Origin of the sequence: Brachybacterium fresconis (assembly GCF_017876515.1) — a bacterium.
GTDB lineage: Bacteria > Actinomycetota > Actinomycetes > Actinomycetales > Dermabacteraceae > Brachybacterium > Brachybacterium fresconis.
Genome location: NZ_JAGIOC010000001.1, coordinates 1,849,446 through 1,863,149, shown reverse-complemented (window position 1 = coordinate 1,863,149; position 13,704 = coordinate 1,849,446). Strand labels below are relative to the sequence as shown.

Sequence of the window (13,704 nt, the reverse complement as noted above, 5' to 3'; positions counted from 1 at the left end):
GGGATGAAAGGCCCGGTCGGCATGGAGGCGCCCTATGGGACAATGAGGAGGATAGGACGGCCCTGCGCGGCGCATCGCGCGCCCCCGGCCGTCATCACGCCGCTCGACCCAAGGAGAATGCCTCATGGCAGTCGCAACCCCGGATCAGTACGCAGAGATGATCGACCGCGCCAAGGCGGGCAAGTTCGCCTACCCGGCCGTCAACGTCTCCAGCTCCCAGACGGCCACCGCCGCGCTGCAAGGCTTCGCCGAGGCGGGCTCCGACGGCATCATCCAGGTGTCCTTCGGCGGTGCCGAGTACCTCTCCGGCTCCACCATCAAGGATCGCGTCGCCGGGTCGATCGCGCTCGCCGAGTACGTGCACGCCGTGGCGAAGAACTACTCGATCACCGTCGCGCTGCACACCGACCACTGCGCCAAGGAGGTCCTGCCCACCTGGGTCGAGCCCCTGATCCAGTGGGACCTCGAGAACCGCGTGAACAAGGGCCTGGACCCGCTGTTCCAGTCGCACATGTGGGACGGCTCCGCCGTGCCGGTCGACGAGAACCTCGAGATCGCCGAGCGCCTGCTGGAGAAGTCCGTCGAGGCCAAGAAGCTCCTCGAGATCGAGATCGGCGTCGTCGGCGGCGAAGAGGACGGCGTGCAGGCGAACGTCTCCAACGACAAGCTCTTCTCCACCCCCGAGGACGGCCTGAAGACCGCCGCCAAGCTCGGCCTGGGCGAGAAGGGCCGCTACCTGACCGCCCTCACCTTCGGCAACGTGCACGGCGTCTACAAGCCGGGCAACGTCAAGCTGCGCCCGAAGGTCCTGGACGAGATCCAGACGGCCGTCGGCGAGGAGTACGGCACGGAGCGTCCGTTCGACCTGGTCATGCACGGCGGATCCGGCTCCACCGAGGAGGAGATCTCCGAGGCGCTGGACTACGGCACCATCAAGATGAACATCGACACCGACACCCAGTACGCCTTCACGCGTCCGGCCGCGGCCCACATGTTCGACAACTACGACGGTGTGCTGAAGGTCGACGGCGAGGTCGGCAACAAGAAGGCCTACGACCCCCGCGCCTGGGGGAAGAAGGCCGAGGCCGGCATGGCCGCTCGCATCGTCGAGGCCTGCCAGAACCTGCGCTCGGCGGGCACCCACCAGGGCTGATCGACGCAGCGCGGGCAGGTCCGCCCCCGAGCGGAACCCCGCACCAGAAGAGAACCCCGGAGCGAAGGCTCCGGGGTTCTCTCGTGCGGTGCGGAGGGTGCGTCGGCCCCGGTCACCAGCAGGGGTCCCGACGGGAGGGCCGATGCGGCCTCACCAGCGGTTGCCGGCGGCGCGTCCCATCACGCGCTTCAGCGCCGGCAGGACGTCGGCCAGGAAGATGCCCGCGATGACGATGCCGATCAGCATGAACAGCATCGAGGCTCCGCCGCGACCGACCGGGTAGGGCAGCGACAGGAAGCCCACCAGCATGGCCACGCCGGTCAGGACGCACCAGAAGAGCTTCGTGCGCTTGCCGGCCGCGACATAGGCGTCGGCGCGGAACCGCAGGGCATTGATGAAGGCCCAGACCTCCGCGGCCAGGAGGGCCAGGGCGAGCACGAGGAAGATCCACATCTGGATGAGGGCGATCATCGCTCCAGGATACGGGTCCGGGCTGAAGGGACGCCGGACGCCACCGGTGCGCCCGGTGCGCCCGGTGCGTCCTGCTGCTCCGCCCCTCCCGGCGTCGCTCGCTCCTGCGACGCCGATTCAGCGACGCCGATTCAGCGACGCCGCGTCAGCGCCACCTGCCTCAGCGTCGCCGGTCGGGATCGGAGCGGGAGGTGATCAGCAGCTCGAGGGCCTCCGTGGTCGCCGGCGGCTCCAGCGCCCGCATCTCCGTCGTCAGCGGGCGGGGGCCGATGGCGTCGCCGTCCGCGGCGATCACGAGACTGGGCAGGAACTGCTTGGCCTCGGACGCGGTCAGACCGGTGGCCTGCAGCAGGTCGATCGCGAGAGAGCGCAGCTGGACCGTGAGCGTGACGCCCTCGAAGTGTCCGGCGCGACCCGGTCGGGTGCCCTCGTCGTTGCGCAGCAGCATCTCCGGGGTGAGATAGGAGCAGTACAGCTGCAGCCTGCGCCGTGCGGTGGTGAAGTCGACCTCGTCGTGCGTGACCGCGGTGGACAGCTCCGTGACCGCGTCCCGGGCGGCCAGCAGGGCGTCGGCCAGGGTCGAATGCGCGTCGCCCCGGACGGCGTCGAGGAACTCCGTCTGTCTCCGGGCGATCACCCGCATGTTCCGCATCGCCCGGTCGGAGCCGATCAGCAGGTGCTCCAGGCGGCCGACGTCGTCGGCGTGGCGCAGTCCGGACGGGGAGAAGGTCGCCATCTCGTTGGCGACGTCGTTTGCCAGGGTCCACTCGTCGGTGTACTTCTGGGAGGAGTCGCGCAGGGTGACCAGCGCTGCCTGCGAGACGTCCCGGTCGCCGCTGCGTGCGGCCAGGGCCAGGGACACCAGGGAGTCCTCGAGCTCCTGGTAGAAGGAGATCGCCGCCCGGGACTGCAGGCGCCGCGGATCCCCGGAGAGCAGCAGGTGGACGATGATCGCGACCACCACCCCGGTGACCGCATCCAGCACGCGCCCGCCCGGGGTCATCGTCGGCGTGTGCGGCATGATCATCACCAGCAGCGACTGGATCGCGGTCTGGAACCCGAACAGATTCGACTTGTCGATGAACCGCGCGAGCATGCCGGCGCAGAACACCACCACCAGGATCTGCCAGGTCCCCGAGCCGATCACCTGCCGGGCGACCTCGCCGAGCAGCACGCCGAACATCACCCCCGAGGCCATCTCGACGATCTTGCGCATCTTCTTCTCGATGCCGAAGCCGATGATGACGAAGGCGACGATGGAGGAGAAGAACGGGAACTCGTGGTCCCACAGCACGCTGGAGACGAGATAGGCGAGGCTCGCGGCCACAGCGGCGCGACTGACGGTCAGCACGTCCTGGCGTCCCCGGGACAGCCCGGTGAGGAACCAGGAGGAGACCGAGGACCGGGCCCGCTCGAGCACCGGGATCGCGGTGGTCGCGGTGGAGGCCCGGGACGAGCCCGTGGAGGGTTTCTCGGCGCGGCGGCTCATGGGCGCACCGGATCCTCGAGCCGCATCTGCAGCAGCTCCTCGAGGCCGAAGGTGTCCCCGTCGCGCGCTCCGCGGCCCACCACCAGCGGCGCCATCGACGGTTCCGGCGTGGCGCCGCGCAGCCGGGCGCGCAGACCGCCGTCGACCCGCATCACGTAGTAGCGACCCCCGGCGTCCACGGCCAGGGAGAGGTCGTGCTTGAGGTACCAGCCCTGCAGCGCCGTGCGGATCGTGCCGGAGCCGATGTACGGCCGTGCCCGCAGCGGGATCGGGATGATGCCGGCGTCCTGGAAGCGCGCGATGGCCTCGCGGATGATGGACGTCGCCCGACGGTGCTCGTCCTCGCGGGCCGCCTGCAGCGCCTGCTCCTTGACCTCGATCGCCTGCCGGCGGTGTCGGCTCCAGTCCTCCTGGTCGGCCTGTGCACTCATGGTCGTCATTCTTCCAGGTCCGTGCCGTTCGTACAGGCGCCGCCGGTAGGAGGGCGGTGGGGATGCTGTGGTGACGGCGTGGACGCGGGGCCGCGGATGTGAGGACGCGGTGGATCCGGCGCGGCGCCGCCTCAGAGCTTGGCGGTGGCCGGACGCTCGCCGTGCTCGCGGGGCACCACGATCGGCTCCTGCGAGGCGTCGATCCACACGGAGTCGGAGCCGCCGTCCCCGGTGGAGACGGGGACCTGCACCATCAGCGCGCCGTCGAGCGGGACCGCACGACGGATGACGGCGAGGGCGATCGGGCCGAGGTCCGCGTGCAGCGCGGCGGAGGTGACCGCGCCGACGACCTTGCCGTCGGCGTCGTCCAGACGCACCTCGCCCCCGGGGGCGACGGGGACGTCCTGGGAGCCGTCCAGGTGCAGCATGACGAGACGCCGCGGCGGCTGGCCGAGGTTCAGCACCTTCGCGACGGTCTCCTGACCGCGGTAGCAGCCCTTCTCGGTGTGCACCGAGGTGCGCAGGAGGTCCAGCTCATGGGGGATGGAGCGCTCGTCGACCTCGCGGGTCGCGCGGGCCCGATGATCGGCGATCCGCAGCGCCTCCCAGGAGCTCATGCCGGCCAGATGCTCGCCGCGCCAGGGCAGCTGGGCGAGTGCGTCGGCATCGGCGACGGTGAGCACGGCGCCGACGGGGTCCTCCGGATCCGGGCCGTAGGCGACCCCGCCCGGGGCGACCTGCGGCCACGGCTCGGCCCAGACGGCGACGGGATCCGGCGGCTCCAGCTCGGCCAGCACCTCGCCGGCCGGGGCGACGGCGCCCAGCACCCGCAGGTCGTCCCGATCGGTCAGCTCGACCCGGGCCGCGAAGCGCATCATCTCGAGGTACTGTCGCAGGCCCTGGCGGCGGCCTGCGTCCAGGATCAGCAGCAGCGCGTCCTCGTCCAGCACGACGGCGGAGGCGAGGTGCTCGACGCGGCCGCGCGGGGACAGCACCGCCAGGCTCGCCGAGGAGCCGACGGGGGTGCCCGCGAGCACCTGGGTGCTCACCGTCGTCATCCAGCTGCGGGCATCCGCCCCGCGCACCTCGAGCACCTCGAACTGGCCGAGGTCGACGACGGCTCGGCCCTGCAGCAGCCGACGCTGCTCGCGCAGCGGGGCTCCGTAGTGGGTGGGGACGGCCGCATCGGGTCCGTCCCCGAGGACGGCGCCGTCGCTCAGCAGCGGGCGGATGTCGCGAGCGGGCTGCGCAGGGTGGGTATCGGGCCGGGGGTCCTGATCAGGCACGGGTGAGCTCCAGGGAGAGGTAGGGGGCCATGGTCGATCCGTCGTTCCCTCCCGCGTCGTCCGCGCCGGCGGGCAGACGCTGCTCCCACAGCCACATCAGGCGTCCGCTGACGTACCCGAACATGCGGGTGGCGGCGACCTGGGTCGGGGCATCGGGGGAGGCGAGCGCGAGCTGCACGCGCGGTCCGCGCACCTCACCCGACCAGCTCTCGTCGGCTCCGTCGCGGCGCTCGAAATGCGCCTGGAGAGCATGCGAGAGGATTCCGGCGGGGTCTCCGGGCTTCGCGGCGCGCGCGGCGGCCAGGTCCTGGCCGGGCAGGGGGTCGCCGACGGTCCAGATGCCGTCCTCGCGCATCAGCAGGGTCCGGTCGCCGGAGCCCGCAGGGGCGGGGGCCGCGGCCTCGTCACGGGCGAAGGCGCTGGTGGGCGGCAGCGGAGCGGGGTCGTCGACCTCGTGAATCGTCGAGCGCCAGCCGAGGGTCCCGTCCTCCCGGGCGCTGCAGACCAGCTGCTGCTCGATCCGCCGGTCGGGGACGTCGGGATCACCGGGGCGATGGACGGCGCCCGTCCCCTGCCAGGTGCCGATCAGCCAGGCCAGCGGATACAGCGATGCGGGCATCGAGGCGTCGAGCGTGATGGGCATGGTGCGCAGCGACCGATCAGTGGCTGAACAGGCGGGAGATCACCAGTGCGGCGAAGGCCAGGGTGCCGAGGCCCACCAGGACCACCAGGATGATGAAGAAGATGGAGAGTGCGGACATGGCACCGAGTCTATCGTCCCGGGGCGGCGCTCAGGGGAGCAGCAGCACGGCGAGGTGCGCGATGACTCCCGCGGTGGCGACCGGTACCGCACCCACCGCGAGCGAGGGCAGGGGCTCCCGGGCCACGAGCGAGGACCCCACCAGCAGCTGGGAGCAGCCGGCTCCGATCGCGATCAGCACTCCGAGACCCGCGGCGAGCGGGAGGCCGAGGCCCGCCAGCGAGGTGGCCAGCAGGGCGGTCACGCCGGTGCCCGCCAGGAGGGAGGCGATGAAACGCGGCCTCGGGGGCAGCGGGGTGGCATTGAGCAGCAGGGTCGCGGCCAGCCCGGCGGCGACGGCCGCGACCAGGCCGCTGCGACCGTTCGAGAGCGCCTCGACCTGGGCGAGCACCCAGGTCGCCGAGATCCCGGCGACGAACACGCCCGCGACGGTGCCGGTCAGGGAGGCGGTCAGCTCCCGGCGGTCCGCCCGCAGCATCTGCTGGGCGAAGGAGGCGAACACCCCCACGGCGCAGAGCATCACGACCCCGGAGATCGGCGAGAAGCGGTCCGTCGAGCTCGCGGCGAGGGCGGCGCCGGCCACTCCGACGCCGGCGAGCACGAGCCGGGTGCCGCCGGGGGAGGGGAGCTCGAGCAGATCCGGCCACGCGCACGCGACCAGCACCGTGAGCAGGGCGACAGCGCCCGCCATGAGGACGGGGGAGGCGGGGCCGGTGAGGGAGACCAGGGCGAGCAGGAGCGCCAGGGCAGCGCCGAGCGGAGCGCGCTCGGGAGCGGTCATGGGGCCTCCCTCGCACTCGGATCCGGTCGATTCGCGGTCGCCGACGGCGGTGGTCCGACGGGCGCTACAGTGGCAGTCTACGAGCGCCCGCTGGTGGCGGCATGCTCAGCATCATCCAGAGCCCCGGAAGGACCCCATGATCACGACGGCTGCTCTGTCGCAGTCCCACGGCGCGGCGATCCGTGAACTGCTCGCGACGGTCACCTCCCACGACGGTGTCTCCCCGCTGGACGAGGCGGCCCGGCTCGCGGTCACCACGACCGCAGGAGATGCGCAGCACATCGTGCTGACAGCCGAAGCCGACGTCTCCGCGGGCGAGGCGATCGGTGACGAACCCGCGGGCGAGACCGGGCAGCCGCTGCTCGGCTACGTGAGCGTGCTGGCCGACGGCACCGTCCAGGGGATGGTCCGTCCCTCGCAGCGTCGCCGCGGGCACGGCACCGCCCTGCTGCGCGCGGCGCTGGAGCTGCGGCCCGACGCCGGCGTCTGGGCCCACGGAGCGCTCGAGAGCTCCCTCGCCTTCCTCACCCATGCCGGTCTGCACGAGACCCGTTCTCTGCTGACCCTCCACCGCCCGCTGGGGCCGGCGCACCCGGTGCCCGAGGTGTCGGCCCCCACCCTGGAGGACCTGCGAGTGGACACCTTCGAGGCGGACCGCGACGCGGAGGCGTGGCTCGAGGTCAATGCCACCGCCTTCGCCGACCACCCCGAGCAGGGGGCGATGACCCGGGCGGACCTCGACCAGCGCATGGCCGAACCGTGGTTCGATCCCGAGGACCTGCTGGTCGCCCGTCGCGGCCAGGACCTCGTCGGCTTCGTGTGGGTCAAGCAGGAGCCGGCGGGAGAGGCGGGGACCGGCGAGGTGTCGGGCGCTGTGGATGCGGAGATCTACGTGGTGGCGACCTCCCCCGCCGTGCAGGGTCACGGCGTGGCCGGCCACCTGCTGGCCGCCGCGCTGACCCGGCTGCAGGGGGCCGGGGTGCCCGGGGTGGAGCTGTACGTCGAGGCCGACAACGCCCCTGCTCTGGCGCTGTACGAGCGGTGGGGATTCAGCATCTCGGGCCGGGACGTGCAGATGCGCATGCCAGAGAAGAGCTGATCGATGCAGGTCGCTCCGGGGAAACCGCCCCCCGTGCTCGCCGCCGGGGCCCTCACCTGGCGGGAGGGGAAGAAGGGGACCGAGGTGCTGCTGGTGCATCGGCCGCGCTATGACGACTGGTCGATCCCCAAGGGCAAGCTCGACAAGGGGGAGACGTTCCCGGCCGCCGCAGTGCGCGAGGTCGCCGAGGAGACGGGATATCGGGTGCGTCTGCACCGGCCGCTGCCGGCCTCCGTGTACCTGCTGCCCGACGGACGCACCAAGATCGTGCAGTACTGGTGCGGGACCGTGCGGGCGAAGTCGGCACCGGGCCCCGTGGACGCCTCGGAGATCGACGGCGTGGCATGGGCGAGCCTGGACGAGGCGGAGCATCTGCTGACCCGCCAGGGCGACCAGGTGTGCCTGGCCGCCCTGCGCCGGTACCAGGACGCCGAGGAGCTCACGACGGTGCCGATCATCGTGCAGCGCCACGGTGCGGCGCTGGCGCGCAAGAAGTGGCGCAAGGGGGAGGGGACCCGCCCGTTGAACTCCAAAGGACGCAAGCAGGCCCAGGCCCTGCCCCCGCTGCTGGACGCCTTCGACCCGCGCAGCATCGTGAGCAGTCCCTGGAAGCGCTGCACGGCCACGGTCGATCCGCTGGCCCGGGTCGAGGGGCTCACGACCCGCACCAAGGACGCTCTGACCGAGTCGGACCATGAGGACCATCCCTCCAGGACCCGGGCGGTCATCGAACGGGTGCTGCACGAGGCGCAGGGCACCGTGGTGTGCACGCACCGTCCGGTGCTGCCCTCCGTGATCCGGGCCGTGCGGGAGGTCGCCCGGCCCAGCGCCGCGCTCGAGCTGCCGCGCCAGGACCCGTTCCTCGCGGCCGGGGAGGCGCTGGTCCTGCACACCACCTCGCAGGGGGAGGTCGTCGCCATCGAACGCCACCTGCCCAACATCAGCTGACGCACCACGCGGCAGCAGGCACGACGCGCACGATCTTCGACCAGGGGAAGAGGGATGACGGATGAGCATGTGGGACCCGACCGGGCACGACGGTGAGGACCGCGATCGCGGGAGCGAGGACCGCGGGCGCTCGCCCGATCCCTATGCCGCCGACGGGACCTGGGGGCAGGACCCCTATGCGACGAGCTCGCACGGCGGCGACCCGTACGGGGCGGGCAGTGCTGACCCCTACGGGGCCGGCGGCGGAGACCCGTACGGGGCGAGCGGCGCCGGGGCGTACGGCGGCGCCTTCTCCTCCCCGTCCGGGCCGTCCGCCGCCACGAGCCACGGGTCCGTCGGCCCTGCCTACGGTCCCGGCCCGGCCTGGCCGGCGTCCGCTCCCGGCTACGCACCGCCCCTGCCCACCTCCGCGATGGCCCTGACCGGATTCATCGTCGGCCTCGTCTCCCTGGTCCTGTGCACCGGGCTGACAGCCCCCATCGGTCTCATCTTCTCGATCCTCGGCATGCGCGAGACCGCGCCGGGGGCCGAGCCGGCACAGGCAGGGCGCGGCTTCGCCATCGCCGGTCTCGTGATCAGCATCCTCGGGACGCTCATGCTCGCCGCCGTCGTGGTCTACTTCATCGTCGTGTTCGGCGCGGCCTTCTACTTCTCGGGCACCTGAGCGAGGTCGGTCCGGGACCCGGGCCGACGCCATGACCGGTCTCGGGGTGTGCCCGGTGCCGACCTCCCGACCGATGCGTGGCGGAGCCGTGCGAGGTGGGTGGTCCTCACCTCCGCAGCACGGCGCCGTGCGCGATGTGACCTGATCGTGTCTGCGGTATGACCAGCACTTTCGTGCGCCATATCGCCCTGTTCACCTGCTGTTCACGCATGAGCGGGCGGCTCGTCATCTGTGCTCCTTAGCGTCAGCGCCGACAGACTTCTCCCCTTGTCGCCTCATGTGTCCCCGGGCCTCCGGCCCCGAAAGGAACAGCAGTGAACGTTCGCAAGAACAAGCTCGCCTCGCTCGCCGCGCTCGGTCTGGTCGGCGGCCTCGCGCTCTCGGCCTGCGGCGGTGGCTCGTCCTCCTCCTCGTCCTCCGAGGGATCCGATGCCGGGGGCGCCGCCGGCGGCGGCAACTACGCCGAGCTGACCGGCAACCTCGCCGGTGCCGGTGCGTCCTCCGCGGCCAACGCGCAGACCGCCTGGACCGAGACCTTCATGGGGATGGTGCAGTCCGAGGGCGGCGACCTCACGGTCACCTACGACGCCACCGGGTCGGGCACGGGCCGCGAGCAGTTCCTCGCCGGCCAGGTCTCCTTCGCCGGCTCCGACGCCGCCATGGACGAGGAGGAGCTGGCCGCCTCCACCGAGGTGTGCAACGGCGAGCAGGCCATCGACGTGCCGCTGTACATCTCCCCGATCGCCGTGGTGTTCAACCTCGAGGGCGTCGACAGCCTCAACCTCCCGCCCGAGGTCATCGCCGGCATCTTCGCCGGTGACATCACGAGCTGGAACGACCCGAAGATCGTCGAGCACAACCCGGATGCCGACCTCCCCGACACCGACATCGTCCCGGTGCACCGCTCCGACGACTCGGGCACCACCGAGAACTTCACCGACTACCTCTCCCAGAACGCGCCCGACGCGTGGACCCACGGTCCCGTGGAGACCTGGCCGATCTCCGGCGGTCAGTCCGGCAACGGCACGTCCGGCATGATCTCCACCGTCCAGGGCGGCGAGGGCACCATCGGCTACGCCGACGCCTCGCAGGCCGGTGACCTCGGGGTCGCCGCCGTCCAGGTCGGCGACGAGTTCGTCGAGTACAGCTCCGAGGCTGCCGCCAAGGCCGTCGACGTCTCCCCGCGCGCCGAGGGCCGCGAGGAGAACGACATCGTCTTCGAGCTGGACCGCACCACGGAGGAGGCGGGCGTCTACCCGATCGTCCTGGTCTCCTACCTGGTGATGTGCGGCTCCTACTCGGACGCCCAGACCGGCGAGGCCGTGAAGTCCTACGCCTCCTTCATCACCTCCGAGCAGGGCCAGCAGATCGCGGCCGAGAACGCCGGGTCGGCCCCGCTGACCGAGGAGCTCTCCGCCGAGGTCAAGAAGTCGATCGACAGCATCAGCGTCGGCTGATCATCGCTCCTGCACACGGATGTGCCGTCGGGTCATTCGTGGCTCGGCGGCACGGCCGTGTCACCGCCCCCGCCCCCGAAGAGCTCTGAGGAAGGCCCCCTGTGAGCACCACTGACGTCGCACCGGAGACCCCGGACGCGCCCCCGACCTCGATGAGGACCAGCGGACGCCGACTGGGTGACTCCGTCTTCTCGGCCCTGAGCATCGGATCGGGACTGCTCATCTTCGTCACCCTCGCCCTGGTGGCCATCTTCCTCACCAGCGAGTCCATCCCCGCCATGAAGGAGAGCCGGGAGATCCTCGGCGACAGCGCGACGTTCTCCCTGGTGGAGACCACGCTCCCGCTGATCTTCGGCACCATCCTGGCCGCTGCGATCGCCCTGGTCGTCGCGATCCCGATCTCCGTCGGCATCGCCCTGTTCATCTCCCACTACGCACCGCCGCGCATGGCCTCCGCGCTCGGCTACATGATCGACCTGCTGGCCGCGGTGCCCTCGGTCGTCTACGGCCTGTGGGGCGGGATCTGGCTGGTCCCCAAGATGGAGCCGCTGTACGTCTTCCTCAACACGTACTTCGGCTGGATCCCGCTGTTCGCCGGCGACCCGCACGCGCCGATGCGCAACCTGGCCTCCGCCGCGATCGTGCTGGCCGTGATGGTGCTGCCCATCATCACCGCCGTCGCCCGTGAGGTGTTCCTGCAGACCCCCACGCTGCAGGAGGAGGCCGCGCTCGCCCTCGGCGCGACGCGCTGGGAGACCGTCCGCACCGTCGTGCTGCCCTTCGGCCGCAGCGGCGTCGTCGCCGCCTCGATGCTCGGCCTCGGCCGCGCCCTCGGCGAGACCATGGCCGTGCTGATGATCCTCGCGCCCGGCGCGACCTTCTCGTTCCACATCCTCGAGGTCGGCATGCACCAGACCATCGCCGCGAACATCGCCGCGAAGGAGGCGGAGTCCTCGGGCACCGAGATGTCGCTGCTGATCTTCACCGGGCTGGTCCTGTTCATCCTGACCTTCCTGATCAACGCCGCCGCCCGCTGGATCGTCGCCCGCAGCGGCGCCAAGAGCTGAGGTCATCATGAGCACCACGACCCCCACCTCCGAATACACGCCGTCGACCACGATGCGGTCGACGCAGGAGCGCCGCCTGCCGTGGTACCACCTGGTGCTGACGGGCCTGGCCGGTCTGCTCGTCGCGATCGCCGTGCTCGCGATCGTCGACGCCCTGTCGATCCCCAGCGCCGTCCTGCTGGGCTTCCTGCTCCACCTGGTCTTCGGCTACCTGTACGCGAGGATCCGCGAGGGCCGCCGCTGGGCGATGGAACGGCTGATGACCCTCCTGGTCATCGGAGCGTTCGCGGTCGCGATGTTCCCTCTGCTCTCCCTGCTGTGGGAAGTGGTCTCCCGAGGCCTGGTCCGCGTCATCGAGGCGGCCCCGAGCCCCTTCGCCTTCTGGACCTCGGACATGTCCGGGATCATCGGCGGCGCGGATGCGGGCGGCGTCGTCCATGCGGCGATCGGCACGCTGCTGATCACCCTGTGGGCATCGATCATCTCCATCCCCATCGGGCTGTTCACCGCGATCTTCCTGGTCGAGTACGCCGACTACGGCTGGCGCCGCGTGCTGGGCAAGGGCGTGACCTTCCTGGTCGACGTCATGACCGGCATCCCCTCGATCGTCGCGGGCCTGTTCGGCCTGGCGCTGTTCATCGCGATCCTGCCCGACGAGGGCGTGCGCATGGGCATCATGGGCGCGGTCGCGCTCTCGCTGCTGATGATCCCCACCGTGGTCCGCTCCAGCGAGGAGATGCTGCGCCTGGTGCCGATGGATCTGCGCGAGGCGGCCTACGCCCTGGGCGTTCCGAAGTGGCTGACCATCGTCAAGGTCGTGCTGCGCACCGCGATCGCGGGGCTGACCACCGGCATCACCCTGGCCGTCGCCCGGGTGATCGGCGAGACGGCCCCGCTGCTGCTCACCGTCGGGATGGTGACCTCGGTGAACTGGAACATGTTCGACGGCCGCATGGCGACCCTGCCGACCTTCATCAACCAGCAGTACAAGGCCGGCAGCGCGAACTGCATGAGCGATACGGTCACCGACCCCTTCACCGAGCAGGTCTACGCCTGCGCGACCACGGCCAACATCGACCGAGCCTGGGCCGCGGCCTTCACCCTGATCGTCATCGTGATGGTGCTGAACATCATCGCCCGACTGATCAGCTACTACTTCTCGCCGAAGCTCAGCCGCTGAGCCCCACGAAAGGACACCCGATGGCAGCCCCTCAGCCCATCAACGTCGAGGACCTCGACATCTACTACGGCGACTTCCTCGCCGTGGAGGGCGTCGACGTCCAGCTCCGCCCCCGCTCGGTGACCGCCCTGATCGGCCCCTCCGGCTGCGGCAAGTCGACCTTCCTGCGCACGCTGAACCGCATGCACGAGGTCATCCCCGGCGCCTACGCCCGGGGGAAGATCGAGATCAACGGGGAGAACATCTACGACCCCCGGGTCGATCCCGTCAACGTGCGCCGGCGCGTGGGAATGGTCTTCCAGAAGGCCAACCCGTTCCCGACCATGTCGATCCGGGACAACGTCCTGGCCGGCGTGAAGCTCAACAGCCGCCGCATGTCGAAGAAGGCGAGCGAGGAGCTGCTCGAGAGCTCGCTGCGGGGCGCGAACCTGTTCGAAGAGGTCAAGGACCGCCTGGACAAGCCCGGGATGGGTCTGTCCGGCGGTCAGCAGCAGCGTCTCTGCATCGCCCGCACCATCGCGGTCCAGCCCGAGGTCGTCCTGATGGACGAGCCCTGCTCCGCGCTCGACCCGATCTCCACCCTCGCGATCGAGGACCTCATCCACGAGCTGAAGGAGGAGTACACGATCGTGATCGTCACGCACAACATGCAGCAGGCATCCCGCGTCTCGGACCGCACCGGCTTCTTCAACATCGCGGGGACCGGCAAGCCAGGCCATCTCATCGAGATCGACGACACCGAGACCATCTTCACCAACCCGACGAACAGGCAGACCGAGGACTACATCTCCGGCCGCTTCGGCTGATCCCGACGGCGCGGCCGGCCGTCGGTCCTGACCGTCGCCGCTTCCGACACCGGTGCGGTGCCGGCGCCTGCACGGCGCCCGAGAGTCCACCCACGGTCTGACATCGGCCCCG

14 protein-coding genes are annotated in these 13,704 nt (G+C 70.9%); 8 read left to right on the top strand and 6 right to left on the bottom strand.

Annotated elements, in window-relative coordinates:
* Positions 1-124: 124 nt before the first annotated feature.
* Positions 125-1,153 carry a class II fructose-bisphosphate aldolase gene (fbaA, locus tag JOF44_RS08600; RefSeq protein WP_209889769.1) on the top strand — a complete coding sequence of 343 codons (1,029 nt, stop codon included), beginning with the start codon at positions 125-127 and terminating at the stop codon, positions 1,151-1,153.
* Between the two features lie 150 nt (positions 1,154-1,303).
* Here fbaA and JOF44_RS08595 read toward each other — a convergent pair whose 3' ends face one another.
* The 6 genes from JOF44_RS08595 to JOF44_RS08570 all read right to left on the bottom strand — a co-directional run bounded on the left by JOF44_RS08595 (position 1,304) and on the right by JOF44_RS08570 (position 6,371).
* Positions 1,304-1,624 (bottom strand): DUF2516 family protein, encoded by a 321-nt coding sequence (locus JOF44_RS08595; RefSeq protein WP_209889766.1) that lies wholly within the window; start codon positions 1,622-1,624, stop codon positions 1,304-1,306.
* Positions 1,625-1,784: 160 nt separating this feature from the next.
* Positions 1,785-3,113 (bottom strand): FUSC family protein, encoded by a 1,329-nt coding sequence (locus JOF44_RS08590; RefSeq protein ID WP_209889763.1) that lies wholly within the window; start codon positions 3,111-3,113, stop codon positions 1,785-1,787.
* Positions 3,110-3,544, bottom strand: a complete 435-nt coding sequence (locus tag JOF44_RS08585) for a hypothetical protein (protein ID WP_209889760.1) — start codon at positions 3,542-3,544, stop codon at positions 3,110-3,112. Before JOF44_RS08585 ends, JOF44_RS08590 begins: the two co-directional genes overlap by 4 nt.
* Before the next feature lie 131 nt (positions 3,545-3,675).
* Complete coding sequence (gene ygfZ / locus JOF44_RS08580) at positions 3,676-4,830, bottom strand: CAF17-like 4Fe-4S cluster assembly/insertion protein YgfZ (RefSeq protein ID WP_209889757.1); 1,155 nt, start codon at positions 4,828-4,830, stop codon at positions 3,676-3,678.
* Entirely contained in the window at positions 4,823-5,473 is a 651-nt protein-coding gene (locus JOF44_RS08575) for a heme-binding beta-barrel domain-containing protein (protein WP_209889754.1), read from the bottom strand. The genes ygfZ and JOF44_RS08575 overlap by 8 nt, the downstream gene beginning before the upstream one ends.
* A 148-nt stretch (positions 5,474-5,621) precedes the next feature.
* Positions 5,622-6,371 (bottom strand): hypothetical protein, encoded by a 750-nt coding sequence (locus tag JOF44_RS08570; RefSeq protein ID WP_209889751.1) that lies wholly within the window; start codon positions 6,369-6,371, stop codon positions 5,622-5,624.
* Positions 6,372-6,507: 136 nt separating this feature from the next.
* On the opposite strand from JOF44_RS08570, the gene mshD reads away from it, so the two are divergent.
* From mshD to pstB, 7 genes are all read left to right on the top strand, one after another.
* On the top strand, positions 6,508-7,470 hold the full coding sequence (gene mshD / locus JOF44_RS08565; RefSeq protein ID WP_209889748.1) for a mycothiol synthase: 963 nt from the start codon (positions 6,508-6,510) through the stop codon (positions 7,468-7,470).
* Positions 7,471-7,473: 3 nt separating this feature from the next.
* Positions 7,474-8,418 (top strand): NUDIX hydrolase, encoded by a 945-nt coding sequence (locus JOF44_RS08560; RefSeq protein WP_209889745.1) that lies wholly within the window; start codon positions 7,474-7,476, stop codon positions 8,416-8,418.
* 61 nt (positions 8,419-8,479) lie between these two features.
* Positions 8,480-9,082, top strand: coding sequence for a DUF4190 domain-containing protein (locus JOF44_RS08555; RefSeq protein WP_209889742.1), 603 nt, complete (start codon positions 8,480-8,482; stop codon positions 9,080-9,082).
* Positions 9,083-9,396: 314 nt separating this feature from the next.
* Complete coding sequence (gene pstS / locus JOF44_RS08550; RefSeq protein WP_209889739.1) at positions 9,397-10,539, top strand: phosphate ABC transporter substrate-binding protein PstS; 1,143 nt, start codon at positions 9,397-9,399, stop codon at positions 10,537-10,539.
* 101 nt (positions 10,540-10,640) lie between these two features.
* A complete protein-coding gene (gene pstC, locus JOF44_RS08545; protein ID WP_342591716.1) occupies positions 10,641-11,606 on the top strand; it encodes a phosphate ABC transporter permease subunit PstC in 966 nt (321 codons plus the stop codon).
* Between the two features lie 7 nt (positions 11,607-11,613).
* Positions 11,614-12,786 carry a phosphate ABC transporter permease PstA gene (gene pstA / locus JOF44_RS08540; protein WP_209889736.1) on the top strand — a complete coding sequence of 391 codons (1,173 nt, stop codon included), beginning with the start codon at positions 11,614-11,616 and terminating at the stop codon, positions 12,784-12,786.
* 20 nt (positions 12,787-12,806) lie between these two features.
* Positions 12,807-13,592 carry a phosphate ABC transporter ATP-binding protein PstB gene (pstB, locus tag JOF44_RS08535; RefSeq protein ID WP_209889733.1) on the top strand — a complete coding sequence of 262 codons (786 nt, stop codon included), beginning with the start codon at positions 12,807-12,809 and terminating at the stop codon, positions 13,590-13,592.
* Positions 13,593-13,704 lie beyond the last annotated feature (112 nt).